At 70.4% G+C, this 23,130-nt stretch carries 22 protein-coding genes; 11 read left to right on the top strand and 11 right to left on the bottom strand.

Annotated elements, in window-relative coordinates:
- Window positions 1–121 precede the first annotated feature (121 nt).
- On the top strand, window positions 122–1,315 hold the full coding sequence (locus tag VHAB30_RS23180; protein ID WP_235926903.1) for an Acg family FMN-binding oxidoreductase: 1,194 nt from the start codon (window positions 122–124) through the stop codon (window positions 1,313–1,315).
- A gap of 15 nt (window positions 1,316–1,330) precedes the next feature.
- On the opposite strand, the gene VHAB30_RS23175 is transcribed toward VHAB30_RS23180, so the two are convergent.
- On the bottom strand, window positions 1,331–1,858 hold the full coding sequence (locus tag VHAB30_RS23175) for a CinA family protein (RefSeq protein WP_159278734.1): 528 nt from the start codon (window positions 1,856–1,858) through the stop codon (window positions 1,331–1,333).
- A complete protein-coding gene (locus VHAB30_RS23170) occupies window positions 1,852–2,409 on the bottom strand; it encodes a phosphatidylglycerophosphatase A family protein (protein WP_235926901.1) in 558 nt (185 codons plus the stop codon). Before VHAB30_RS23170 ends, VHAB30_RS23175 begins: the two co-directional genes overlap by 7 nt.
- Before the next feature lie 162 nt (window positions 2,410–2,571).
- On the opposite strand from VHAB30_RS23170, the gene VHAB30_RS23165 reads away from it, so the two are divergent.
- Entirely contained in the window at window positions 2,572–4,032 is a 1,461-nt protein-coding gene (locus VHAB30_RS23165) for an MFS transporter (RefSeq protein ID WP_159278733.1), read from the top strand.
- Here VHAB30_RS23165 and VHAB30_RS23160 read toward each other — a convergent pair.
- Together VHAB30_RS23160 and VHAB30_RS23155 are read right to left on the bottom strand one after the other, a co-directional pair.
- Window positions 4,029–5,741, bottom strand: a complete 1,713-nt coding sequence (locus VHAB30_RS23160; RefSeq protein ID WP_159273648.1) for an FAD-dependent oxidoreductase — start codon at window positions 5,739–5,741, stop codon at window positions 4,029–4,031. The two genes, VHAB30_RS23165 and VHAB30_RS23160, sit on opposite strands and share 4 nt — an antisense overlap.
- 19 nt (window positions 5,742–5,760) lie before the next feature.
- Window positions 5,761–6,777 carry a Bug family tripartite tricarboxylate transporter substrate binding protein gene (locus VHAB30_RS23155; protein ID WP_159278732.1) on the bottom strand — a complete coding sequence of 339 codons (1,017 nt, stop codon included), beginning with the start codon at window positions 6,775–6,777 and terminating at the stop codon, window positions 5,761–5,763.
- A 99-nt stretch (window positions 6,778–6,876) separates the two neighbouring features.
- On the opposite strand from VHAB30_RS23155, the gene VHAB30_RS23150 reads away from it, so the two are divergent.
- Both VHAB30_RS23150 and VHAB30_RS23145 read left to right on the top strand, forming a co-directional pair.
- On the top strand, window positions 6,877–7,776 hold the full coding sequence (locus tag VHAB30_RS23150; protein WP_095743373.1) for a LysR family transcriptional regulator: 900 nt from the start codon (window positions 6,877–6,879) through the stop codon (window positions 7,774–7,776).
- A gap of 63 nt (window positions 7,777–7,839) precedes the next feature.
- A complete protein-coding gene (locus VHAB30_RS23145) occupies window positions 7,840–8,565 on the top strand; it encodes a DUF3053 domain-containing protein (RefSeq protein ID WP_159278731.1) in 726 nt (241 codons plus the stop codon).
- Here the strand turns inward: VHAB30_RS23145 and thiL are convergent, their stop codons facing one another.
- Window positions 8,566–9,522 (bottom strand): thiamine-phosphate kinase, encoded by a 957-nt coding sequence (gene thiL / locus VHAB30_RS23140; protein ID WP_159278730.1) that lies wholly within the window; start codon window positions 9,520–9,522, stop codon window positions 8,566–8,568.
- A gap of 137 nt (window positions 9,523–9,659) precedes the next feature.
- Between thiL and VHAB30_RS23135 the strand changes: the two genes are divergently transcribed.
- On the top strand, window positions 9,660–10,799 hold the full coding sequence (locus VHAB30_RS23135; RefSeq protein WP_159278729.1) for a helix-turn-helix transcriptional regulator: 1,140 nt from the start codon (window positions 9,660–9,662) through the stop codon (window positions 10,797–10,799).
- 82 nt (window positions 10,800–10,881) lie between these two features.
- A complete protein-coding gene (locus tag VHAB30_RS23130; RefSeq protein ID WP_159278728.1) occupies window positions 10,882–11,667 on the top strand; it encodes an SGNH/GDSL hydrolase family protein in 786 nt (261 codons plus the stop codon).
- 9 nt (window positions 11,668–11,676) lie between these two features.
- Here VHAB30_RS23130 and VHAB30_RS23125 read toward each other — a convergent pair whose 3' ends face one another.
- Window positions 11,677–12,306 (bottom strand): isochorismatase family protein, encoded by a 630-nt coding sequence (locus VHAB30_RS23125; RefSeq protein WP_159278727.1) that lies wholly within the window; start codon window positions 12,304–12,306, stop codon window positions 11,677–11,679.
- A gap of 107 nt (window positions 12,307–12,413) precedes the next feature.
- Here VHAB30_RS23125 and VHAB30_RS23120 point away from each other — a divergent pair, with 107 nt between their 5' ends.
- A complete protein-coding gene (locus VHAB30_RS23120; protein ID WP_159278726.1) occupies window positions 12,414–13,403 on the top strand; it encodes a GlxA family transcriptional regulator in 990 nt (329 codons plus the stop codon).
- A 9-nt stretch (window positions 13,404–13,412) separates the two neighbouring features.
- Here the strand turns inward: VHAB30_RS23120 and VHAB30_RS23115 are convergent, their stop codons facing one another.
- The 4 genes from VHAB30_RS23115 to apaG form a co-directional block, all read right to left on the bottom strand.
- Entirely contained in the window at window positions 13,413–14,636 is a 1,224-nt protein-coding gene (locus tag VHAB30_RS23115; protein ID WP_095743380.1) for a YbdK family carboxylate-amine ligase, read from the bottom strand.
- Window positions 14,633–15,904, bottom strand: a complete 1,272-nt coding sequence (locus VHAB30_RS23110; RefSeq protein ID WP_062480997.1) for a cation:proton antiporter — start codon at window positions 15,902–15,904, stop codon at window positions 14,633–14,635. Before VHAB30_RS23110 ends, VHAB30_RS23115 begins: the two co-directional genes overlap by 4 nt.
- Window positions 15,901–17,874, bottom strand: a complete 1,974-nt coding sequence (locus VHAB30_RS23105; protein ID WP_159278725.1) for a site-specific recombinase — start codon at window positions 17,872–17,874, stop codon at window positions 15,901–15,903. The genes VHAB30_RS23110 and VHAB30_RS23105 overlap by 4 nt, the downstream gene beginning before the upstream one ends.
- Window positions 17,875–17,996: 122 nt before the next feature.
- Complete coding sequence (gene apaG, locus VHAB30_RS23100; protein WP_062481013.1) at window positions 17,997–18,392, bottom strand: Co2+/Mg2+ efflux protein ApaG; 396 nt, start codon at window positions 18,390–18,392, stop codon at window positions 17,997–17,999.
- A gap of 60 nt (window positions 18,393–18,452) precedes the next feature.
- On the opposite strand from apaG, the gene rpe reads away from it, so the two are divergent.
- A complete protein-coding gene (gene rpe / locus VHAB30_RS23095) occupies window positions 18,453–19,148 on the top strand; it encodes a ribulose-phosphate 3-epimerase (RefSeq protein WP_159278724.1) in 696 nt (231 codons plus the stop codon).
- Here rpe and VHAB30_RS23090 read toward each other — a convergent pair.
- Entirely contained in the window at window positions 19,138–19,371 is a 234-nt protein-coding gene (locus VHAB30_RS23090) for a hypothetical protein (RefSeq protein WP_143599123.1), read from the bottom strand. The two genes, rpe and VHAB30_RS23090, sit on opposite strands and share 11 nt — an antisense overlap.
- Before the next feature lie 163 nt (window positions 19,372–19,534).
- On the opposite strand from VHAB30_RS23090, the gene VHAB30_RS23085 reads away from it, so the two are divergent.
- The 3 genes from VHAB30_RS23085 (at window position 19,535) to VHAB30_RS23080 (ending at window position 23,062) form a co-directional block, all read left to right on the top strand.
- Window positions 19,535–20,527: a succinylglutamate desuccinylase/aspartoacylase family protein gene (locus tag VHAB30_RS23085; RefSeq protein WP_159278723.1), complete on the top strand. Its 993-nt coding sequence runs from the start codon at window positions 19,535–19,537 to the stop codon at window positions 20,525–20,527.
- A gap of 157 nt (window positions 20,528–20,684) precedes the next feature.
- Window positions 20,685–20,843 carry a hypothetical protein gene (locus VHAB30_RS30985; RefSeq protein WP_167394958.1) on the top strand — a complete coding sequence of 53 codons (159 nt, stop codon included), beginning with the start codon at window positions 20,685–20,687 and terminating at the stop codon, window positions 20,841–20,843.
- Between the two features lie 29 nt (window positions 20,844–20,872).
- On the top strand, window positions 20,873–23,062 hold the full coding sequence (locus VHAB30_RS23080; protein ID WP_159278722.1) for a catalase: 2,190 nt from the start codon (window positions 20,873–20,875) through the stop codon (window positions 23,060–23,062).
- Window positions 23,063–23,130: the final 68 nt, after the last annotated feature.

Below are 23,130 nucleotides of genomic sequence, written 5' to 3'. Positions count from 1 at the left end.
GCCGGCCCACCTACCCCTGTCGGAAACGACAGGGGGCCGCGTGGCGCCGCGCGGCGCGGTGCTGCAATCGGCCACGGGCAGGCCGTGTGTCACGCGCCCGATGCTTCAACCGATCGAGCCCATGAGAGAACGCAGAAATTTCGTGCGCCTGCTGGGCGGCGGCCTCGCGGTGGCGGCGGGCGCGACGGCCCTGGCCACCTGGTGGCTGCACGCCGACGTGCCGGCCGCCGCCTTCGAGATCTGGAACGGCCCGGGCGACGAGCCCGACGTGCGCAAGCGCGCCGTCGCCTATGCGGTCACCGCGCCCACGGCCTACAACGGCCAGCCGTGGCGGGTCGACCTGCGCGAGCCCGACGCCATCGTGCTGCACGCCGACCGCGCCCGCGTGCAGCCCGCTACCGACCCCTTCGGCCGCCAGCTCATGATCGGCCACGGCGCGTTCATCGAGCTGCTGGTGATGGCGCTGGCCCAGCAGGGCGTGCAGGCGCGCGTGCAGCTGTGGCCGCAGGGCGAGCTGGTGGGCGATGCGCCGCAGCAGTGGCCCGACCTGCCGGTGGCGCGGCTCACGCTCTCGCGCGGCGGCACGCCCGATCCGCTGTTCGCGCAGGTGCTGCGGCGGCGCACGCCCAAGCAGCGCTTCGACACCGGTCGCGCGGTGTCGGCCGACATGCTGCAGGGACTCACCGCGGCCGTGGCCTCGGGGGCGGGCGGGGGCGTGCAATCGGCCGGCACGGTCGACATGGCTCGCGTGCTGCCGCTGCGCAAGCTGTGCGCGGCGGCGGCGCGCGTGGAGCTGGTCACGCCCCACACCGCGCGCGAGAACCTGCGCCTGCTGCGCATCGGGCCGCAGGAAATCCTGGCGCACCGCGACGGCTTCTCGCTCAACGACCCGGCGCTGCGCATGGCGGTCGCGCTGGGGCGCTTCGACCGCGAGGTGCCGGCCGCCGAAGACAGCCTCTCCTTCCGCCAGACGCTGCGGATGTTCGAGGACCAGGCCCACACGGCGATGGGCTTCGTCTGGATCAGCACCGGCGGCAACAGCCGCAGCGAGCAGATCGCCGCGGGCCGGGCCTACGTGCGCCAGCAGCTGCGCGCCACCGACCTGGGCCTGGGCATGCAGCCGATGAGCCAGCCGCTCGAGGAATTTCCGGAGATGGCGCCACACCACGCGGCGGCGCACGACATGCTGATCGGCGCCGCGCCGTCGCGCCATGCGCGCAGCCCGACCGTGCAGATGATGTGCCGCCTGGGCTTTCCGACGGCGCCGGTGCCGCCCGCGCCGCGTCGGCCGGTCGGCGATTTCATGCAGGCCTGAACAGCCCGCGTGCGATCAGCGCGGCAGCAGCTGGATCAGCGTCTGCAGCGCGTAGTGCACCGTGGCCGCGCGCACCGTGGCGCGGTCGCCGTCGAAGCGGCGGCGCTCGGTGCGCACCTGCCCGTCGACCGACCAGCCGAACCACACGGTGCCCACCGGCTTGTCGGGCGAGCCACCCGCGGGGCCGGCCACGCCGGTCACGGCCACGGCCGCGCGCGCCGGGGCGCCGCGGGCAATAGCGCCCTCGGCCATCGCGCGCGCCACGGGCTCGCTGACGGCGCCGTGGGCCTCGATGAGCGCGGCGTCCACGCCCAGCATCTCGGTCTTGGCGGCGTTCGAGTAGGTGACGAAGCCGCGCTCGAACCACACGCTGGAGCCCGCGAGGTCGGTGCAGGCGCCGGCGATCAGGCCGCCGGTGCAGCTTTCGGCGGTGGCCATCATCCAGCCCCGGGCCTGCAGCCGTTCGGCCAGCGTCGCGACGAGCGCGGGCACGTCCTGTTCGGCCAAGGTCGGGGGAGCGGAAGGTTGCATCGGGTTCACCATGCGCGCCACAGCGCAATGACCAGCAGCGTGCAGAAGGCAGCCACGAGGTCGTCCAGAAGAATGCCGAAGCCCGCGCGCCACCACTGCACCCGCGCGGGGTCGTGCGGCTTGAAGGCGGCGTCGGCCCAGCCCACCGGGCCGGGCTTGGCGGCGTCGAAATAACGGAACAGCGCAAAGGCCACGACCTGCGCCCACAGGCCGGCCGGCGTCACCAGCCAGAGCACGAGCCAGAAGGCGACCACCTCGTCCCACACGATGGCGCCGGGGTCGGACACGTTCATGTTGCGCGCAGCGACCGTGCAGGCCCACCAGCCGATCGGCAGGCCGGCCAGAATGATCCAGCCGATGGTCGCGGGCGTGAACCACAGTTGCATCACCACGAACGCGGCCCAGGCCCACAGCGTGCCCACGGTGCCCGGCGCGAAGGGCGACAGCCCCGAGCCGAAGCCCAGCGCGATGAAGTGCGCGGGGTGCGAGAGCAGAAAACGCAGGGTGGGGCGACGCATCGGGGGACGGGGCAGGGCGCCGGTGGTGGCGGAAGAAGAATCCATCGAGGAAGAAGGGGAAGAAGAAACGGCGTGCATCGGTTTCGAAGTGTCGCGCATCCTGTGCGACGGCAGCGCGCCGAAGTTTCTATTTATCAAAGCAATAGCTTGTTTAATTGAGGGGCGCCGCCTAGTATCCAGGCTCCCTTGGCGTTCTCCTTCGTTCTCATGTCGTCCTCCTCCTCTTCCCTCGATGCCGCCGCCGTTGGCGCGCCGCCGCCCACCGCCGCCTGGCGCGAGCTGTTCAGCGGGCGCAACGGCTGGCGCGCGCTGGCGCTGACCGGTGGCGTCGCGCTGCACGCGGTCAACGTCCACATCGTGACCACCGTGCTGCCCTCGGTGGTGCGCGAGATCGGCGGGCTCGACTGGTACGCCTGGAGCACGACCCTGTTCGTGGTCGGCTCGATCCTCGGCGCCACGCTCTCGGTGCGGCTGCTGGCCGCGCGCGGGCCGCGCGGCGCCTGCCTCACGGCGCTGGCCGTGTTCACCGCCGGCTCGGTGGGCTGCGCGCTGGCGCCGGCCATGCCGTGGCTGCTCACGGGGCGCACGGTGCAGGGCCTGGGCGGCGGCCTGCTGGCGGCGCTGAGCTACGGGCTGATCCAGCGCGTGTTCGAACCCCGGCTGTGGCCGCGCGCGGTGGCGCTGGTGTCGGGCATGTGGGGCGTGGCCACGCTGTGCGGGCCAGCCGTGGGCGGGCTGTTCGCGCAGGCCGGCCACTGGCGCTGGGCCTTCTGGGCACTGCTGCCGGTGGCGGCGGCGCAGGCCCTGCTGGTGGCGGTGCAGCTGCGGCCCGCGGCCGGCATCCGGCATGACCGGCCGGCGCAGATGCCGCGCGTGCCGGCGCCGCAGATCGCGCTGCTGGCGCTGTCGGTGCTGGTGATCGCGGCCAGCGGCTTCTGGCCTGGCCTCGCGGGGCAGGCCGTGGGCGTGGCGCTGGGCCTGGCCATCGGCTTCGCCGCCACCCGCATCGACCGCCGCGCCGGCGCCGTGCGCCTGCTGCCGACCGGCGCCTATGCGCTTGGCACGCCGCTGGGCGCGATCTACGCGAGCGTGGCGCTGCTGCTGATCGGCACCACCACCGAAATCTTCGTGCCCTACTTTTTGCAGCTGCTGCACGGCCACACGCCGCTCATGGCGGGCTATCTCACGGCGGCGATGGCGGGCGGCTGGAGCATCGGCTCGCTGACCTCGTCGGGCCGCACTGGCGCAGGCGCCGACCGCATGCTGCGCGCCGGGCCGGTGGTCTGCACCGCAGGCCTGCTGGCGCTCGCGTGGCTCCTGCCGACGCCGGGTGCGCTCGAGGCCCACGTCGAGACCGCGCTCGTGGCCGCAGCGCTGGCCGCGGTCGGCTTCGGCGTGGGCATCGGCTGGCCGCACCTGCTGACGCGCGTGATGGCGCTGGCGCCGCGCGGTGAAGAAGGATTGGCGTCTGCGTCGATCACGACCGTCCAGCTCTATGGCATGGCAGTCGGTGCGGCCGTGGCCGGGCTGGTGGCGAATGCGGCGGGGCTCACGGTGCCCGGCGGCGTGGACGGTGCACGATCGGCCGCGATCTGGTTGTTCACGGTCTTCGCGCTGGCGCCTGCCATCGCCGCCTGGCTGGCGTGGCGCGCGGTGGCGCGGCGCTAGGCCAGTACGCCTTCCCAGGCCAGCGCGCGCCGGCGTCCACGTTCGCGGCGCGTTTCGCCGCGCAAGGTGGCGACGAGGTCATACACATCGGCCGGCAGGTGCGCGCCGCGCCACGCGATGTGCTGGTCGGCGCGGCACATCACGAGGCGGTGCGCATAGGCCTTGGGCAGGCTCGCGGTCTCGATGTCGAGCACCGTGAGCGGCATGCGGTAGGCCGCGGCCGCGCGCTCCAGCGGGCGCACGTCCACGCTGCGGTCGAAGCGCAGCAGCGTGTAGCCCGGGCCGAAGGCGTCGTACAGCGAGCGCCCGTCGGCCAGCCAGAAGTGCGGCGCGCGGCAGCCGGGCACGGTGGAAGGCGTGAACTCGCCCATCGAGTACGGCGGCGCGCGGTGCTCGCCGTCGGGCACGATGATCGGCGAGCCCGTGTAGAAGTAGCCGAAGTTGAGCCCGCCGCAGCAGAACTGCTGCACGTTGAGCGCGTAGGCCTCGCGGCCGATTTCGGCGCGCTGCGCGTCGCCCGCCGGGCCGGGCGCTTCGATGTCCGGCGGCACGGCGCGGCGCGCGCGGATCATCTTCTGCGCATGGTCCATCGCGAACTGCGACACCTGCTCGGTGATCGGCAGCCGCTCGGCCTCGTAGGCGTCGAGGATGGCCTCGTCGCCCCAGCCCTGCACGCAAGCGCCCAGCAGCCACGAGAGGTTGAGCGCGTCGGCGATGCCGGCGTTCATGCCGTAGCCCGCGTAGGGCACCCACAGGTGCGCGGCATCGCCCGCGAGGAACACGCGGCCGTCGCGAAAGCGCGTGGCCACGAGGCGCCGGCCGATCCAGTCTTCCTTGCTGATGATGTCGTAGTGGAAGTCGGGCCCCACGCCCAGGATCTCGCGGATCGAGGTGTCGCGGTCGACCGAGTCGAACTCGGGCTCTTCGGCGTTCAGGTGGTTGTGCACCAGCCAGGTCTCGTGGCCGTCGATGGCGAACATCGTGCCGCAGCGGCGCGGGTTCATCGCGTAGTACGACCACGCGGGCTTGCCCGGAATCAGCGCGCGCAGCTGCGGCGCGCGGATGAAGGTCGACTGCACGCGCTGGATGACGGCCGTGCCTTCGAGCTTCGCGCCGATCTGCTTGCGCACCGGCGAGCTGCCGCCGTCGCAGCCGACCATGTAGCGGCAGCGGATGCTGCGCGTGGCGCCGCTGTCCATGTCGGTGGCGATGGCGCTCACGCCCTCGGCATCCTGCGTGAAGCGCTCGAAGCGCGTGCGGTTGAGCAGCGTCACGCCCGGCAGCGCGGCCGTGTGCTTCAGCAGAATCGGCTCGAGGTAGATCTGGTTGATGCGGTGCGGCGGCTCCGGCGTGGGCCACCATGCGTCGGGGCCCTCGGTCTCGGTGTAGCGGTCGCGCCGGCACGGAATGGGAATGCGCGTGAGCTCGGTGCCCGTCACCGTGGTGCGAAACACCACGTCGTTCGGGTGGTCGGCCGGCAGCCCCGCATCGCGCAGCTGCTGCGCCACGCCCAGGCGGCGGAACTGCTCCATGGTGCGCGAGGCCACGTGGTTGCACTTCACGTTCGGCGGCTCGGCGAAGCGGCGCGTCTCGCACAGGATCACCGAGACGCCGCGCGAGGCCAGGTCCATCGCCAGCGTGAGGCCCACGGGGCCGGCGCCGACGATCAGCACGTCGGCTTGCATCGAGGTGTCGGCGGTCTTCGTCATGTCTCTATCGGCTTGTCGTTCAATCGAGCTTGATGTGAGCGTCCTGGATCACCTGGGCCCACTTCTTCGTCTCGGCGCGGATGTAGCTGTCGAAGGATTCGACCGAGCCCGGCGCTGGCTCCACGCCGAGCGCGCGCATGGCGGTCTTCACCTGCTCGTCGCCGAGCGCGGCGTTGAGTTCGGCATTGAGCCGCGCCACCACCGGCGCCGGCGTGCCGGCCGGCGCGACCACGCCGAACCAGCCGGTCGAGTCGTAGCCCGGCAGGCCGGCTTCGGCCACCGTCGGCACCTCGGGCAGCATCGGCAGGCGCTGCGGGCTGGTCACGGCGAAGGCGATCAGCTTGCCGGCGCGAATCTGCTGCAGCGACGAGGGCAGGTCGACCACCGCCAGCGGAATCTGCCCGCCCAGCACGTCGAGCGCCGCCGGGCCCGAACCGCGGTAGGGCACCTCGACCAGCCGCGTGCCCGCCATCTGGTTGAACAGCGCCGCCGACAGGTGCATGGCCGTGCCGTTGCCGCCGTGGCCGATCGACAGCGTGCCCGGCTTCGCCTTGGCCAGCGCAATGAGTTCGCGCTGCGTCTTCGCGGCCACCGACGGGTGGCCGACCAGCACGAAGGGAATGGCCGCCAGCATGCCCACGGGCTTGAGGTCTTTCTGCGGATCGAAAGGCATCTGCGGGTACAGGCTCACGTTGGCCGCCAGCGCGCCCGCCGCGCCCACGCCCAGCGTGTAGCCGTCGCCCGGCGCCTTGGCCACCAGCGTCAGCCCCACGTTGCCGCCCGCGCCGGGGCGGTTGTCGACCACCACCTGCTGGCCCAGCTTCTCGTTCAGGCGCGGCACCAGCATGCGCACCACGCCATCGGCGCTGCCGCCGGGCGGGAAGGTCACGACCATGCGGATCGGCTTGGTGGGGAAATCGCCTGCCGGCGCTTGCGCCAGGGCGGTGCCGGCCACCAGCACACCGGCCACGGCCCACAGCAGTTGCCTGCGTCGCCCACGAAATGCGTGCATGCCGCGGGCGATGGGTGCTGTCATTCGGGCCTCTCCTTGAATTCGGTGCTTTGATCGGAGATTGAACGATGGCAGCATTCATTCGTAAATCAAGAAATTCCGAATGATTTTTCAAATTTTCTGATGAATACGAACTTCAGTCCTACGATCCGCCAGCTGCGTGCGTTCCTCGCGGTCTACCAGCTGCGCAAGCTGGGCGCCGCGGCCACGCGGCTGTTCGTCACGCAGTCGGCCGTGAGCATGCTGATCCGCCAGCTTGAGGAGGGCCTGGGCACGCGCCTGTTCGACCGCACCACGCGCGCGCTCAAGCCCACGGCCGCAGCCGAACAGATGATTTCCACCGTCGAGCGCGTGCTGCGCGACGTCGATTCGCTCTCGGCCGATTTCCGCGAACTCGCCACGCTGGAACGCGGTCGCGTGACGCTGGCCATCACGCCCACGCTGGCCGGGTTTTTATTGCCCGATGCGCTGCGCGCCTTCGGCGAGCAGCACCCGAAAGTTCGCGTGCTGGTGAACGACTGCGCGCCCGACCAGTTCCTGTCGCGCATCCTCGGCGAGCACGTCGACTTCGGCATCGGCACGCCCGAGCGGCCCGGCCCCGAGGTCGAGGTGCAGCGCCTCATGCGCGACCACCTTGCCGTGGTGTGCCGCACCGACCACCCCTTGGCCAAGGCGCGCGTGGTGCGCTGGTCGGACCTGGGGCGCCACCCCGTCATCACCGTGCGCCCCGGCTACGGCGTGCGCCCGCTGATCGACGGCACGGCGGCCGAGGCCGGCGTGACGCTCGACGTGGTGAACGAGGTGTCCTTCCTGTCCACCGCGCTGTGGATGACGGCGGCCGGCATGGGCGCGTCGATCATGCCGTCGGCCTTCGCGCGCGCCGAGAAGAACCCGGTGCTGGTGGTGAAGGTGCTCAGCGCGCCGCGCGTGGTGCGCGACATCTCGATCGTCACCAAGCGCGGCCATTCGCTGTCGGCGGCGGCGCGGGCGTTCATCGAGGCGTTGAAGCAGAGCCTGCAGTAGCCGTGGGGGCGGGCCGGTCGTATGCTGGCCGGTCTTTTTTCTTTGCGCGAAAGCAGGTGCCCCATGACCACAACCACACGGTCCCGTTTCTCTTCCGCATGGCTGGTCCTGGCCTTCGGCCTGATGCTGTCGATGCTGCTCGTGGCCTGCGGCAACAAGGAGGCTGAACAGCGCACCGCCTTCATCGCCTACCTGCAGACCCGCGTGCTCGACAAGCCCGGCTTGCGCGTGCCCACGCCCACCGCCGAAGAAAAGGCATCGTTCGGCGACTACGCGCAGCACTACGCGGTGATCACCGATTTCAACGAAGGCATGAACAAGTCGGTGAGCCAGCCGATGACGCAGGTCATGGCCAAGGGCGCGCTGCGCTCGCTGGCCGACCTGCCGGCGCGCCGTGACGATCTCAAGGCCGCCAAGGAGGGCCTGGGCGGCTTGCGCTCCGCGCTCGACCAGCAACTGGCCAAGGCCGACGCGGCGCGCGCGCAGCTCAAGCAGCCCGACGACCTGAAGCAGGTCTATGGCAAGGCCTACGAGAAGACGGTGACGACGCCCGCCGCCACCTTCAAGGAGGTGTTCCCCGCGCTCGACGCCGTGTTCGACAGTGCGCTGGCCATCGGCGATTTCATGGAGAAGAACAAGTCGAAGCTGCAGGTCTCCGGCGCTTCGCTCACCGTGACCGACCCCGCGGTGAGGGCCGAGCTCGACAAGATGGTGCAGCAGCTGGGCCGCCAGTCGGCCGCCATCAACACCGCGCAGGACAAGATGCGCGCGATGCTGCGCGGCTCTTGATCAGACGAAGTGGTCGAACGAGCCGAAGCGCTGTGACACCGGCGCGCCGCTCGCATCGACGATGCGCAGCCCCGCGTCCGCTTCGATGCGGCCGATGCGAGTGACGCGCGTGGCGCTGTTCACGCCGGCCTGCAGGACTGCATCGCGGGCCGAGGCCGGCGCAGTGAACACCAGCTCGTAGTCGTCGCCGCCCGAGAGCGCGCAGGTGCGCAGCGCCTCGGGGGGCAGGCCGGCCGTGTCGACCGCGATCAGCGCGGTGGTGGCATCGGCATCGAGCGTGGCGCCCACGCCGCTGGCCGCGAGGATGTGGCCCAGGTCGCCGATCAGGCCGTCGCTCACGTCCACCGCCGACGTGGCGATGCCGCGCAGCGCCTGGCCCAGTGCCACGCGCGGCGTGGGTTGTTCCATGCGTGCGCGGGCCTGTGCGAAGGCCTCGGCGGGCAGGCTCAGCGTGCCGCGGAACACCTCGAGCGCCAGCCGCGCATCGCCCAGCGAGCCGCTCACCCACAGGTCGTCGCCCGCGCGCGCGCCCGAGCGCAGCAGCGCGGCGCCGGCCGGCACTTCGCCGAACACGGTGATGCAGATGTTGAGCGGGCCGCGCGTGGTGTCGCCGCCCACCAGCTCGCAGCCGTGGGCGTCCGCCAGCGCGAACAGGCCGCGCGAAAAACCTTCGAGCCAGGGCTCGTCCACGCCGGGCAATGCCAGCGCCAGCGTGAAGGCCAGCGGCTTCGCGCCGCAGGCGGCCAGGTCGCTGAGGTTCACGGCCAGGGCCTTGTGGCCGAGCCGGGCCGGCTCCACGGTCGAGAGAAAGTGCCGCCCCTCCACCAGCATGTCGGAGGACACGGCGAGCTGCATGCCCGCGGCCGGCGCGAGCAAGGCGCAGTCGTCGCCCACGCCCAGCGGCGAGCGCGTGGCGGGACGTTTGAAATAGCGTGTGATCAGGTCGAATTCACCCATGGGTGCGAGAGCATAACGACCTGGCGCGGGGCCGCTCGCCGCGGCGCCCGCGGGAAAGGGGGGGCTGACACTGGAAGCATTTTGTAATACCGTCATGCAAGCGGATACACCGAAAGTCCGAACAGGAGCAGGCCGCCATGACAGCCATCGTGCAGGGAGGCGTGTCCGCCGAGGCAGACACCGACCGGATCGTTGCCTTGCTGTACGACGGGATCACCTGTCCCGGCGACTGGTACGACGCGCTCGATGCCATGCGCGAGGTGCTCGGTGCCGCGTGCTTTCACACGCTCACGGTGCGCCGCACCGACTGCTCGGTGGTGGGCGCGGGGCTCGCCAACCTGGAGAGCCCGCCCGACAAGGTGCGCGAGTACGAGCAGCACCTGGCGCGCGACGACATCCGCATGCAGATGCCGGTGAACGCCCCGCTGGGCACGCCGGTGACCGACCACGCCTACTTCGGCGCGCGCACGCTGTCGCGCAGCGCGATCTACGTCGACTGGCTGGCGCCGCTCGGCCTGCGCCATACGCTGGCCATGGGGCTGCGCGCCGACGACGACACGCGCGAAGTGCTCGGCTTCATCCGCCCCCGGGCCGAGGCGCCCTACGGTCCTGAGAGCGAGGCCTTCTGCCGGCGCCTGTCGCCGCACCTGGTGCGCGCCAGCGAACTGCGCGCCCGCATGATGCAACTGGGCGAGCATGCAGCCACCGGGCTGTCGGCGCTCGACGCGCTGCCGCAGGGCATCGCCGTGGTCGACGAGGCCTGTCGCATCGACCACCTGAACGCGCGCGCGGCGGCGTGCGCGGGCCGCGGCGGCCTGTTCGACAGCGCGCAGGGGCGATTGCGGCTCGCGTCGTCCGCGCTGCAATCGGCCTTCGAGCAGCGGGTGCGCGAGGCCTGCGCCCCGGCCGGTGGCGCGCGGGCCGGCGTGCTGCACCTGCCCGTGGCCGGCAGCGTGGTCCGCATCACGGTGCTGCCGCTCAAACCTTCGCACCCGCTGGCCGTGCTGCGCCAGCGCCATCGGGCGCTCGTGGTCTTCGCCCATCCGGCCGAGGCGGCGCCCGTGGAGCCGCGGCAGCTGGAAAGCCTGCTCGGCCTGAGCCCGACCGAGGCGCGGCTCGCGCTGCTCCTGGCGAGTGGCAAGACCGTGAAGGACTTCGCCGCCGCGCAGCACTGCTCCGAACACACGGCGCGCAGCCACCTGCGCAACGTGATGCGCAAGACCGACTGCCACCGGCAGGCGGAGCTGGTGCTGCTGGTGCAGTCGCTGCGGGACTGAGCAGCAGGTTCTACTGCGAACGGGGGATGGCGCCGCGCGGCGGTTGCGAGAACCATGGCGCTCCCTACACGAGGAGTTCGCCATGGCTGTCTACTGGGACGAGACCAAGATGCAGATGGGCCCGCACGGCACCGCGACCATCCTCGCCTTCGGCGATTCGTGGTTCTGGTATCCGCTGCCGGGCGGCAGCCTGCTGAACTTCCTGGGCGACGTGGTCGGCGCGCGCGGCCACGTGATCCTGGCCAAGGGCATGAACGGCGCGGAAGCCCAGGACTATGTGGAGGGCAAGTACCGCAACGCCGTGCGCGAGTCGCTGCGCCTGTACGGGCCGACGCTGTCGGCGGTGTTCATCAGCGGCGGCGGCAACGACTTCGCAGGCTTCAACGACCTGCGCCCGCTGCTCAAGTCCGATTGCGCGGGCGAGACGCAGGCCGCGCAGTGCTTTCGCAACGGCAAGGGCGGCTTCGACCAGTTCCTTGTCGACATGGACGAGCAGTACCGCGCGCTCATCGGCCTCATCTACACCCGCACCAGCGTGGACTGCCACATCGTCATGCACAGCTACGACTACGCGCCGCCCACCGGCAAGGCGCTGTTCGGGCGCGAAGGCTGGCTGCGCCCGGCGCTGGTCGACGCGGGCGTAGCACCGGAGTTGTTCAAGCCCTGCGTCGACCACCTGATCGACGGCTTCCACGGCATGCTGCAGAACATCGCCGCGGGCGACCCGCAGCACCTGCACGTGGTGGACAGCCGGGGCACGCTGGGCCCGACCGACTGGGCCAACGAGCTGCACCCCAACGGCCGCGGCTTCAAGAAGATCGCGGTTCAGCGCTGGCAGCCCGTGCTGCAGCCGCTGAACCTGGCCTGAGCGAGAAGGTCAGACGCCGCGCGCGCGGCGGTTGGACATGACCACGTTGTCCTTTTCGATCGCTGTACCGCTCTTCAGTGCAGCGACCCACACGTCGGTCGTCGCCACGGCCGCGAAGTTGCTGTGGAACACGACGCTGAAGACGCGGTGGATCTCTTCGGCGCTCACGCGGCCGGCCGCGTTCTCGTAAGGCAGCGCGCCGGTCGCGTCCGACAGGAACTCCACGTTCAGCCCGCGGTGCATGGCTTCGAACACGGTGGAAGCGTCGCAGTTCTGCGTCATGTAGCCGGTCACGCTCAGCGTGTCGATCTCGTGGCGCGCGAGCCAGTCGGCGAAGTCGGTGCCGGTGAAGACGCTAGGGAAGGCCTTGGTGACCAGGTGGTCGCGCGGGCGCTTCGCAATCTCGGGGTGCAGCTGGCCGTGGAAGCTGTCGGCCTGGAAGACCGGCGCGCCCTTCGGCGCGTGGTGCTGCACGACCACCACCGGCACGCCGGCCGCGCGGGCCGCGTCCATGGCCTGCGCGATCTTCGGCAGCGAGCTCTCGACCGGCGGGTATTCGATCGGCAGGCCGCCGCCTTCGAAGTATTCGTTCTGCACGTCGATGACGACGAGGGCGCGGCGCGGTGCGGATTGGCTCATGGGGTCTCTCTCCTTCGGTGGTGGTTGTGTCTGGAATGGCTCGATTCTTCGCGCACCGCGGGTTTTGCGACAGTGGCCCGAAAGCCATTCATCGATAAGATCGGGCCATGCGCCCATCTGCAGCCGAAACCATCGCCGAGACCATTGCCGTGGTCGCCTTCGACGGCATCAGCCCCTTCCACCTCTCCGTCCCCTGCATGGTGTTCGGCGAAGACCGCACCGACACCGGCGCGCCGCGCTTTCGCGTGCAGGTCTGCGCGCCCGAGCCCGGGCCGCTCGCCACCAACGCGGGCTTCACGCTCGTGGTGCCGCACGGCCTGGAGGCGATCCGCCGCGCGCAGATCGTGGTGGTGCCGTCCTGGCGCGACGACGGCCGGCCCGCACCGCCCGCGCTCATCCGCGCGCTGCAGGCGGCGCACCGGCGCGGCGCGACCGTGGTCGGGCTGTGCCTGGGCGCCTTCGTGCTGGCCGAGGCCGGCCTGCTCGACGGCCGGCCCGCCACCACGCACTGGCACCTGGCCGCGGCGTTTGCCAAACAGTACCCGCAGGTCGTGCTGCAGCCCGAGGTGCTGTACGTGGACGACGGCAACGTGCTCACCTCGGCGGGCACGGCCGCGGGCATCGACTGCTGCCTGCACCTGCTGCGCGTGCGCTACGGCGCCGACACCGCCAACCGGGCCGCGCGGCGCATGGTCGTCGCGCCGCACCGGCAGGGCGGTCAGGCGCAGTACATCCAGCAGCCCGTGCCGGCAGCGGCCGAGCGCGACCGGCTCACGCCGCTGCTCGAATGGCTGGGGCGGCATCTGCAGGTGCCGCACGAACTCGATGACCTGGCCAAGCGCGCGCTCATGAGCCGGCGCACCTTCACGCGGCGCTTTCGCGAATCGACGGGCACGACGGTCGGCCAGTGGCTGCAGAACCAGCGGCTGGCGTTGGCGCAGCGGCTGCTCGAAACGACCGACCGCTCGGTGGAGCGCGTGGCGGCCGATGCGGGCTTCGGCTCGGCGGTGCTGCTGCGCAAGCACTTCGCCACGGCGTTCAAGGTGTCGCCGACGGTGTACCGCCGGCAGTTCTCGCAGGAGGCCGTGGCGGCCTGACCCGCGGACTCAGGCTGCGCCGCGAAAACGCAGCGAGGCCTGGCGCACCACTTCCGCCAGCAGCCGTTCCTTGCCCTGCTTCTCGCGCAGCCAGCGTGCGTCGTTGCGGTTGGCCTCGACGCTGGTGCGCAGCTCGCCCAGCGCCTGCGTGGCGTTGAGCGCCTCGCTGTGCCATTCGAGCTGGGTCATGGTCATCAGGATGTGGTCGCGCAGCGGCATGTGCTGGCCGCTGGCCGGGTCGACGTACACGGCGTCCAGGCCGAAGCGGCAGGCCTGGAAGCGGTTGTAGGTGTAGACGAGGTAGTCGTCCTCGCTCGGCTCGAAAGGCTGCTCCTGCAGGAACCACGCGGCCAGCGACTGCACGTAGCCCGCCAGCGCGGCGGCGCGCTCGATGGTGAGCGGCGTGTCGAACACGCGGATCTCGATGGTGCCGAACTCGGGCTTGGGGCGGATGTCCCAATAAAAGTCTTTCATGCTGCGCACGACGCCGGTGCGGGTCATGCGCTCGAAGTAGGCCTCGAACTCCTTCCAGCTCGTGGTGAAGGGCGCGCGGCCCGAGAGCGGGAACGCGAACACGGAATTGAGCCGCGCCGAGTCGAACTGCGTGTCCTGCCCCTGCACGAAGGGCGACGAGGCGGACAGCGCGATGAAGTGCGGGATGTAGCGCGACATGCGGTGCAGCATCAGCAGCGCCGAATCGGCGTCGGGGCAGCCGATGTGCACGTGCTGGCCGAAGATGGTGAACTGCTTGCTCAGGTAGCCGTACAGCTCCGACAGCTCGCGAAAGCGCGGCTTGTCGTAGATGCGCCGCTCGTGCCACTGCTGGAAGGCGTGCGTGCCGCCGCCGACCACCGCGATGTTGAGCTTGTCGGCGTTCTTGATCAGCGCCTCGCGGATCGGCGACAGCTGCGTGATCACGTCCTGCGCCGAGTGGCAGATGTCGGTCGAGATCTCGATCATGCTCGAGGTCATCTCGGGCACCACGCTGCCGGGCAGCGGGGTCTGGGCCATCAGGCGCAGCATGTCCTCGGCATACGGCGCGAGATCGTAGTCGTGCGTGTTGACCAGCTGCAGCTCGAGCTCCACGCCCAGCGACAGCGCTTCGGACTTGTTGAAGGGCTCGAGCTTGACGGCGCGGCTGGCCGGATCGGCGGGCAGCGGCGCGGAGCGGACGTCGTCGCTGTCCGGGTCGATCGGGAGGACGGAGGTGGGGTTGCTGTTGCTGCTGCTCATCGCTGCGTGTCTTCCGTGGTGCTGAAGGCCTGTGGCGTCCAGGGGACCGAACTCTCGCCCACGGCGTGGATCGCCACGGTGGCGAGCACGGCGCCCATCACTTCCATCAGCAAAATCGAGGGCAGGGCGACCTGCGTGATCATGGTGCCCAGAAGCGGCGAGGCCGAGGCGAAATTGGAGGCGATCAGCAGGGCGATCGACGACAGCGGCGTCATCGCGCAGCCGACCCAGAAGGCCTGCTTCCAGCTGGCGCCGCTGCCCGGGTTGGCAATGGCCACGCCCGAGATCTTGGTGACCAGGCGCACGCCGATCACGGCCAGCACCACGCTGGCCACGGGCAGGGTCCAGTCGGCCTGCGCCGCCACCATCGACACCAGCACGAACATCAGCATGGTCAGCAGCGACGAGGCGGTGCCGAGCTGGCGCTGCCAGGCCCAGGGCTTGGGGTTGAGCGTCTTGAGCAGCACGCCGCCGATCAGTGCCGCCAGCGGCGCCGAGCCGCCGATGTGGGCCGTGAGCGCCGCGCCCGCCGCGATGATCGCCAGCAGCAGGATCGAGGTGTTCTCGCTGTTCGGGCTCATCACGCGCAGCGCCGAGCGCAGCGCCAGCGCCATGATGGCGCCGACCACGAACGACATGCCCAGCACCACCGCCACCGGGTAGAGCTTGAGCATCAGCGACTGCGGTGCGCGCTCGATCAGGCCGGCCTGCGCGTAGCCCAGCGTGAGGGCGTAGAAGGTGTTGAGCGTGGCCAGCGTCATGGCGCGTTCGGTCACCGGGCCGGCGGCGCGGGTGTCCATGATCACGCGGCTGAGCACGGCGGGCGAGGCGACGATCGCCATCAGTGCGATGGGGTTGGCCACCGGCTCGGGCAGGCCCAGAAGAATCAATATCCAGTACACGCCGAAGTAGGTCAGCCCCGCTTCCAGCAGGCTTTGCACCAGCACCATCGGGTTATGGCGGAACCAGCGCAGCGGCAGCCGCCCGCCCGCTTCGAACAGCACCACGGCCGCGCCCAGCTCCAGCAGGAACAGGCTGATGCCGCGCAGCGGCCAGATCGCGCCCTCGAAGCCGGCAAAGCCCACCACCGCGCCCACCACCGAATAGCCGATGACCTTGGGCATCCCCAGGTAGCGCTGCACCAGGTGGCCGGAGGCCGCGGCGGCGGCCACCAGCAGGGCCCAGAGCACGGTGGGCAGGCCGGCCGAGGGGCGCGCCCATTCGGCCCAGAAGCCCTGGAGTTCGGCGAGGAGTGCGGTCAGGTTCATGTAGGCAGGAAGAAGCTCACCGGCCGGCTGCGCCAGCGGGCCCAGATCGCGCTGCGGATGCGGGCGCGGTCACCGAGGCTCACGCTGTGCGCGCGCAGCGCCAGCCGGAAAGCGAAGTAGAAACTCACGCTCACATTGAGCGCGCCGATCACCGGGATCGCCGCAACCGCCCACCACAGGGCCGGCTGGTGCAGTGCCGGCAGCCCGATGGATGCCGCCGCGGCCGCGATCTGGCCGGCCGACAGCGTGACATGGCGCACATCCAGCCCGAGCCCGAAGAAGCCCGCGAACGCGGGCAGCAGTCCGAGCATGAGTCCCAGCGAGATGTTGGAGGCGAAGCCTGAGATGTGTGTGCGCATGAAGGCGGCCCAGCGACGGGCCCGGGCGGCACCGAGAAAGGCGCCGATGCGAGGGTTGTAACGCATGGCGGAGTCCAGGCGATGCAGGACAAAGGCGTTTTCTGTCCATCCGGCGATGATGCTGGACGAAAACAGCAGGATGCCGGTGATTGCCGCGAAAAGCACGGTCGGTCCGAGCAGCGACAGCGAATGCAGCGTGGAGGCCGCATGCGCCGCGTCCAGCAGCGGCCGGCCCAGCGCGGCCTGCCAGCCCAGCACCAGCAAGCCCACCGCCGGCACCACCAGCAGCACGTTGCCCAGCACGGCCGCCACCTGCGAGCGCACGAGGTTGGCCACCTCGTCGACGAACTGGTCCACGGCGTCGTCCGACTTGATGTCGCGCAGCCGCGCGGCCATGGCGGGGGCGGTCATGGCCGGCTGCTTGGTGGCCAGCGTCAGGTGCAGCAGCTGGATCGCCACGAAGCTGGCCGCGTACATGAGGCCCGCGGCCAGCCCGCTCCAGAAGGCCGACAGGGCCAGCGCGTAGATGCCGAACTTGGCCAGCACCGTCAGCGCCGTGAAGGCGCCGCCGCCGGCGGCCTTCTTCACCATCTGCAGGTAGCTGCGGCGGTCGCGGGTGATGTAGTGCTCGCCCGTCTCGGCGCTGCGCTCGGTCACCTTGGCCGCGAGCATCGACGAGTTGGAGGCGATCAGCGCGCGGATGCTGTTGCGCTCGCCGCCCGCCAGCACCAGCTTGCCCACCAGCCGCGCCATGCTGGGCCCCGGCACGGGCGACATCAGGCAGTCGAGCAGCTCGCGGATGCGCAGCACGCGCTCGCGCAGCTGGCGCAGCCGGAACACCAGGCCGACCGAGATGCCGTTGTCTTCCAGGTGCGTGTAGACCGACGAGGCGCTGGAGCGGCAGGCGTCGAGCCGGTCGCGGAAGGCCACGAAGGCGGCCTGCAGGGATTCTTCGTCGCGGGGCAGGGCGAACATCTGCTCGCGCAGCGCGTCCAGGTCGGCCATGAGGGCGTGGAAAGGGCGCGCCTCGCCGGCTTCGGGGCTGATGCGCAGTCGCAGCTCGGGCGAAAAGCCCGTCGCCACCACCTGGCTGCAGCAGTAGGTGACGGCGTCCATCACCGTGTGGCGCCAGCGCGCCGAGCCGTCGGGCATGGGCGCGGCGTCGGCCAGCAGCGCGCCGATGCGCGCGAGCTGGGCGTCGTCGAGCAGCGCGATCCAGCCGGCGTCGAACACGCCGGGCAGCACCAGCCGGAACAGGTCCGAGGCGTCGGTGGTCTCGGGCGTGCCCGGCAGGATCTTGCGGCGCATGCGCTCGCCGAATTCGCTCAGGAAGGCGGTGCGCGGCGCAAAGCCGTAGTCGGCCAGCAGCGCCGTGAGGTCGACCGACTGCGTGAACGCGCGCCACCAGGCGCGCAGCCGGTCGCACAGCTCGGGGCGTGCCTCGACGGCGTCGAGCAGCAGCTGCACGCGGCCGATGGCGGCCTGCGGCGAGGCGCGGTCGCCGCGCAGCCAGTCGAAGAGGTTGATGAGCCAGATGTGGCGCTGCGCCACATCGGCCGTGGGGTCGAGGCCGGCAAGCAGCCCCTGCAAGTCGCGAGATGCAGCAGCCATGATGAATTCGTAACGGATCAGTGCGGGGAACACCGCGGAACCGGCTCAGCCGGGCCGCTGGTGTTGCCCCCGGCGAGGGGGAAGGAGAAGCGACACGAAGTGCGCGAAGCCTGGGGGAGTACCTAGTGAAGCACCCGGGAGACCGGGGCACCGCCGATGTCGGCTTCGAGCACGAACATGGGAACCGGCACGTCGAAACGCTCGCCTTCTTCGGTCACCACGAAGAAGCTGCCGTGCATGGTGCCGCTGGCCGCCTGCAGGCGGCAGCCGCTGGTGTAGCGGAACGATTCGCCGGGCGCCAGCAGCGGCTGCTGGCCGATCACGCCGAGGCCCTTGACCTCCTGCGCATGGCCCGAGGCGTCGTTGATGAGCCAGTGGCGCGCGATCAATTGCGCGCCCACCGTGCCCACGTTGGTGACGGTGATCGTGTAGGAGAAGGTGTAGACGTTGTCCTTGGGCGAGGACTGGTCGGCCAGGTAACGCGGTTCGACCTGTACGCTGAAGGGGCTGTGTGACATGGGGCGCATGGTAACGGAGGCCTTTCCTCGGACTTCCGTCGGCTGCGAGAATCCGGGGTTATGAGCAGCACCCCGTTCCGCATTGCGCCCTCCATTCTTTCCGCCGACTTCGCGCACCTCGGCCAGGAACTGACCGACGTGATCGCGGCCGGCGCCGACTGGATCCACTTCGACGTGATGGACAACCATTACGTGCCGAACCTGACCTTCGGCCCCATGATCTGCCAGGCCCTCAAGCCCTACGCCAAGACCGCCGACGGCACGCCCGTGCCCATCGACGTGCACCTGATGATCCAGCCGGTCGACGCGCTGGCCGCAGCTTTCGCGCAAGCGGGCGCTGACTACATCAGCTTCCACCCCGACGCATCGACCCATGTGCACCGCAGCATCCAGGCCATCAAGGCCGCCGGCTGCAAGCCCGGCCTGGTGTTCAACCCGGGCGCCGGCCTCGAGGCGCTGGACTGGGCCATCGACGATATCGACCTGATCCTCATCATGAGCGTCAACCCCGGCTTCGGCGGCCAGAGCTTCATCGACTCCGCGCTGCGCAAGATCGAGCAGGCGCGCAAGCGCATCGAGCAGAGCGGGCGCGACATCCGCCTCGAGGTGGACGGCGGCATCAAGGCCGACAACATCGCCCGCGTGGCCTCGGCCGGCGCCGACACCTTCGTGGCGGGCAGCGCGATCTTCAACGCCAAGGACTACGGCGCGGTGATCGGCGACATGCGCCAGCAGCTGGCCACCGTCAAGGCCTGACCTTGCCGTCGGCGGTGCGCTCGGGCGTGAGCCCGCGGTCGGTGTCGACCACGCCGCGTTCCACGTCCTCGTAGCCGCGCCGGCCCTTCTCGGGCGGCTGGCCGTCCTGCATCACCTGGCTGTCCGACGACTGGTCGCGCTCGTGCGGCAGGCGCGGCGCCGATTCGCCGTCCTTTTCGACGCGGGTGGTGTCCTTCTTGTCCTTGCGCGGGGGCTGGGCCATCGTGTGCTCCTTCAAAGTTCGGGTCTGGCGCCAGCTTGCGCGGCGCCCCGCCACGGGGCGGTAGGACAGGCCAGGGCGCGGCTGTAGGTTCGCGCTGCGCGCCCGCCATGCCACAGGGTCTTGCCTTTTGCGTGGTCACAGTCGCCTCCGCATAATCGCCCGCATGTCCACCCCGCTTTTCGACGACGTCGCGACCGCCACCGACAGCCTGCGCCTGCACGCCTTCGCGTCGCTGAACCCCGGCCCGCGCCTGCTCGTGATCGGCGGGGTGCACGGCGACGAGACCTGCGGCACCGAGGGCATCGCGCGCGTGCTGGCCGAGTTCGATGCCGGCGACTTGCGCCTGCTGCGCGGCGAACTCACGCTCGTGCCGGTCGCCAACCCGCTCGCGCGGCGGCGCCTGCAGCGCGAGGGCCAGCGCAACCTCAACCGCCTGTTCCGTCCGAGCGAGACACCGGCCGACTACGAGGCCCGCATCACCAACCGGCTGGCCCCCGTCATCGCGCGCCACGACGTGCTGCTCGACCTGCATTCCTTCCAGAGCGAGGGCGAGGCCTTCGCCATGATCGGCCCGCGCGACAACAGCGGCAGCCTCGAACCCTTTGCGCGCGCGCAGGAAGAAGGCCGGCTCGCGCTGCACATCGGCACGCCCGTCGTGGTCGAGGGCTGGCTCGACATCTACGCCGCCGGCCTCGCGCAGCGCGGCGCCGCCGTCGACGAGGCCGCCATCGACTTCGGCCGCGGCACCAACGAATACATCCGCAGCTGCGGCGGCTACGGCGTCACGCTCGAATGCGGCCAGCACCAGGACCCGCAGGCGCCGCAGGTGGCGTGGGCGGCCATCCGCCGCACGCTCGCGCTGCTGGGCATGGCGGCGCTGCCGCCGGGCCTGTCGGCCGCGCCCCCGCAGCCGCCCCAGCTGCTGCGCCTGGCGAGCGTGACCGACCGCCTGCACGAGGACGACAGCTTCGTGCGCGACTGGGCCACCTTCGACCCCGTGCAGCGCGGCGAGCCCGTGGGCATGCGGCACGACGGCACGCTGGTCAGCGCGCCCGACGACGGCTTCATCGTGTTCCCGAACGCGATGGCGCTGCCGGGCGCCGAGTGGTTCTACTTCGCGCGGCCCAGCGAGCGCGTGCTCGACCTGACCGCCTGAGGCTCGCGCCTGTCGGCGCCCTCCTACCGGTGACGCCCACCTTCTCCCACAGACGGGGAGGGGCGGCCACTACGGCCCGCGCACCGGGCCCCACCTAAGCTTCCTCTTTGCGGATTTGCCGGCTTGCGGCCCCGCTTCTCTCGGAGGGAAAAACATCATGGAAATCTCGGCACTGTTCGATTCGCTCATGGGCACCTGGGGCGACGACATCCTGATCTGGGCGGTGGCTGCCGTGACCGCCTGCATCGGCCTGATCGCCGTGGTGAACGTGCTCGACATCTTCATCGGCAGCGGCAACAGCAACGAGGCCGGCTGAGCCGACCCGCATCGATGCCCAGAACCCCGATGTCCCCCCAGAACAAGGCCGCCGCAGGCCGCCGCGCCAGCACCGCCAAGACCGGTGACGGCGCCAACGCCAAGCAGCTGCAGCTCGAGGGTTTCACCACCGAGCACCCCACGCACCTGACGACCAACCAGGGCCTGCAGGTTCCCGACAACCACAACTCGCTCAAGGCGGGCGTGCGCGGGCCGACGCTGCTCGAAGACTTCATCCTGCGCGAGAAGATCACGCACTTCGACCACGAGCGCATTCCCGAGCGCGCCGTGCACGCGCGCGGCTCGGCGGCGCATGGCTACTTCCAGGTCTACCAGTCGATGTCGCAGTACACCTGCGCCGATTTCCTGCAGGACCCCGATGCGAAGACGCCCGTGTTCGTGCGCTTCTCGACCGTGGCCGGCTCGCGCGGCTCGGCCGACACCGTGCGCGACGTGCGCGGCTTCGCCGTCAAGTTCTACACGCGCGAGGGCAACTACGACCTCGTGGGCAACAACATCCCCGTGTTCTTCATCCAGGACGCGATGAAGTTCCCCGACCTTATCCACGCCGTCAAGCCCGAGCCGCACCACGAGATGCCGCAGGCCGCGAGCGCGCACGACACCTTCTGGGACTTCGCCTCGCTCATGCCCGAGAGCACCCACATGCTGATGTGGGCCATGAGCGATCGCGCCATTCCGCGCAGCCTTCGCATGATGGAAGGCTTCGGCGTTCACACCTTCCGCTTCGTCAATGCGCGCGGCGAGAGCCACTTCGTGAAGTTCCACTGGAAGCCCAAGCTCGGCGTGCACGGCCTCGTGTGGGACGAGGCGCAGAAGATCGCCGGCAAGGACCCCGACTTCCACCGTCGCGACCTCTGGGAGGCCATCGAGCAGGGCCACTTTCCCGAGTGGGAACTCGGCGTGCAGCTCATCGCGCCCGACAAGGCCGAATCGCTGGGCTTCGACCTGCTCGACCCGACCAAGCTGATCCCCGAAGAGATGGTGCCCGTGCAGCGCATCGGCAAGCTGGTGCTCAACCGCAACCCCGACAACTTCTTCGCCGAGACCGAGCAGGTGGCCTTCCACCCGGGCCACGTCGTGCCGGGCATCGACTTCAGCAACGACCCGCTGCTGCAGGGGCGCCTCTTCAGCTACACCGACACGCAGATCTCGCGGCTGGGCGGCGCCAACTTCCACGAGCTGCCGATCAACAAGGCCGTGTGCCCGTTCCACAACATGCAGCGCGACGGCATGCACCGCCAGACCATCGCGCGCGGCCAGGTCGCCTACGAGCCCAACACCTTGGGCAGCGGCACCGAGTTCCGCGTGGACGGCGGCAGCCACGGCTTCCAGTCGTTCCCCGAAGAGATCGAGTCGCCGAAGGTGCGGCGCCGCAGCCCGTCGTTCGATGACCACTTCACGCAGGCGCGCCTGTTCTTCAACAGCCAGAGCATGGCCGAGAAGGAGCACATCGTCGCGGCCTTCCGCTTCGAACTCTCGAAGCTCGAAGTGCCCGCGATCCGCCAGCGCATGGTCGACAACCTCGCGCACGTGGACGAGAAACTCGCCCGCCGCGTGGCCGAGCCGCTGGGCATCGGCGAGCCCGACGCGAAAGCGGCCGCAGGGTACTCGGGCTTTCGCGAACACCGCATCGAGCTGCCCATCGACGAATCGCCCGCGCTGCGCATGAGCGACGGCAGCGCCGACGGCGTGGTGCGCACGCGCAAGGTCGCGATCCTCGTGGCCGACGGCGTCGACTCGGCCTCGCTCAAGCCGATCCGCGACGCGCTCGAACAGGTGGGCGTGCTGTGCAAGGTGGTGGGCCCGAAACTCGGCACCGTGGCCAGTGCGTCGAAGCGCCAGATCGACGTCGACATGACCTTCACCAACACCGCCTCGGTGCTGTTCGACGCGGTGCTCGTGCCTGCGGGTGCCGAGGGCGCTGCGGCGCTCGCGGCGCAGGGCGATGCCGTGCATTTCGTGCTCGAGGCCTACAAGCACTGCAAGGCGATCTGCGCGGTGGGCGAGGGCGTGCAGCTGCTGGCCACGCTGGGCGTCACGCCCGAGGGCGAGGCGCCGGCCGGTGTGGTGGTGGCCGAGACGCCGGTCACGAACCTGGGCGACGCCACGGCGGCGACGCAGATCGCGCACGACTTCATTGCGGCGATTGCGAAGCACCGGCATTGGGACCGACTCAACATCGACAGCGTGCCCGCCTAGCGTGAACCGGCTCTACGCCATTTGCGCTAGACCGTATTGCGAATAGGCGAGGTGAACACCCGCTCCTA

This window comes from Variovorax boronicumulans (assembly GCF_009811375.1).
In the GTDB taxonomy this organism is placed as follows: Bacteria; Pseudomonadota; Gammaproteobacteria; order Burkholderiales; family Burkholderiaceae_C; genus Variovorax; species Variovorax boronicumulans.
The sequence above is the reverse complement of the archived record's forward strand: the minus strand, read 5'-3'. Positions and strand labels throughout refer to the sequence as shown.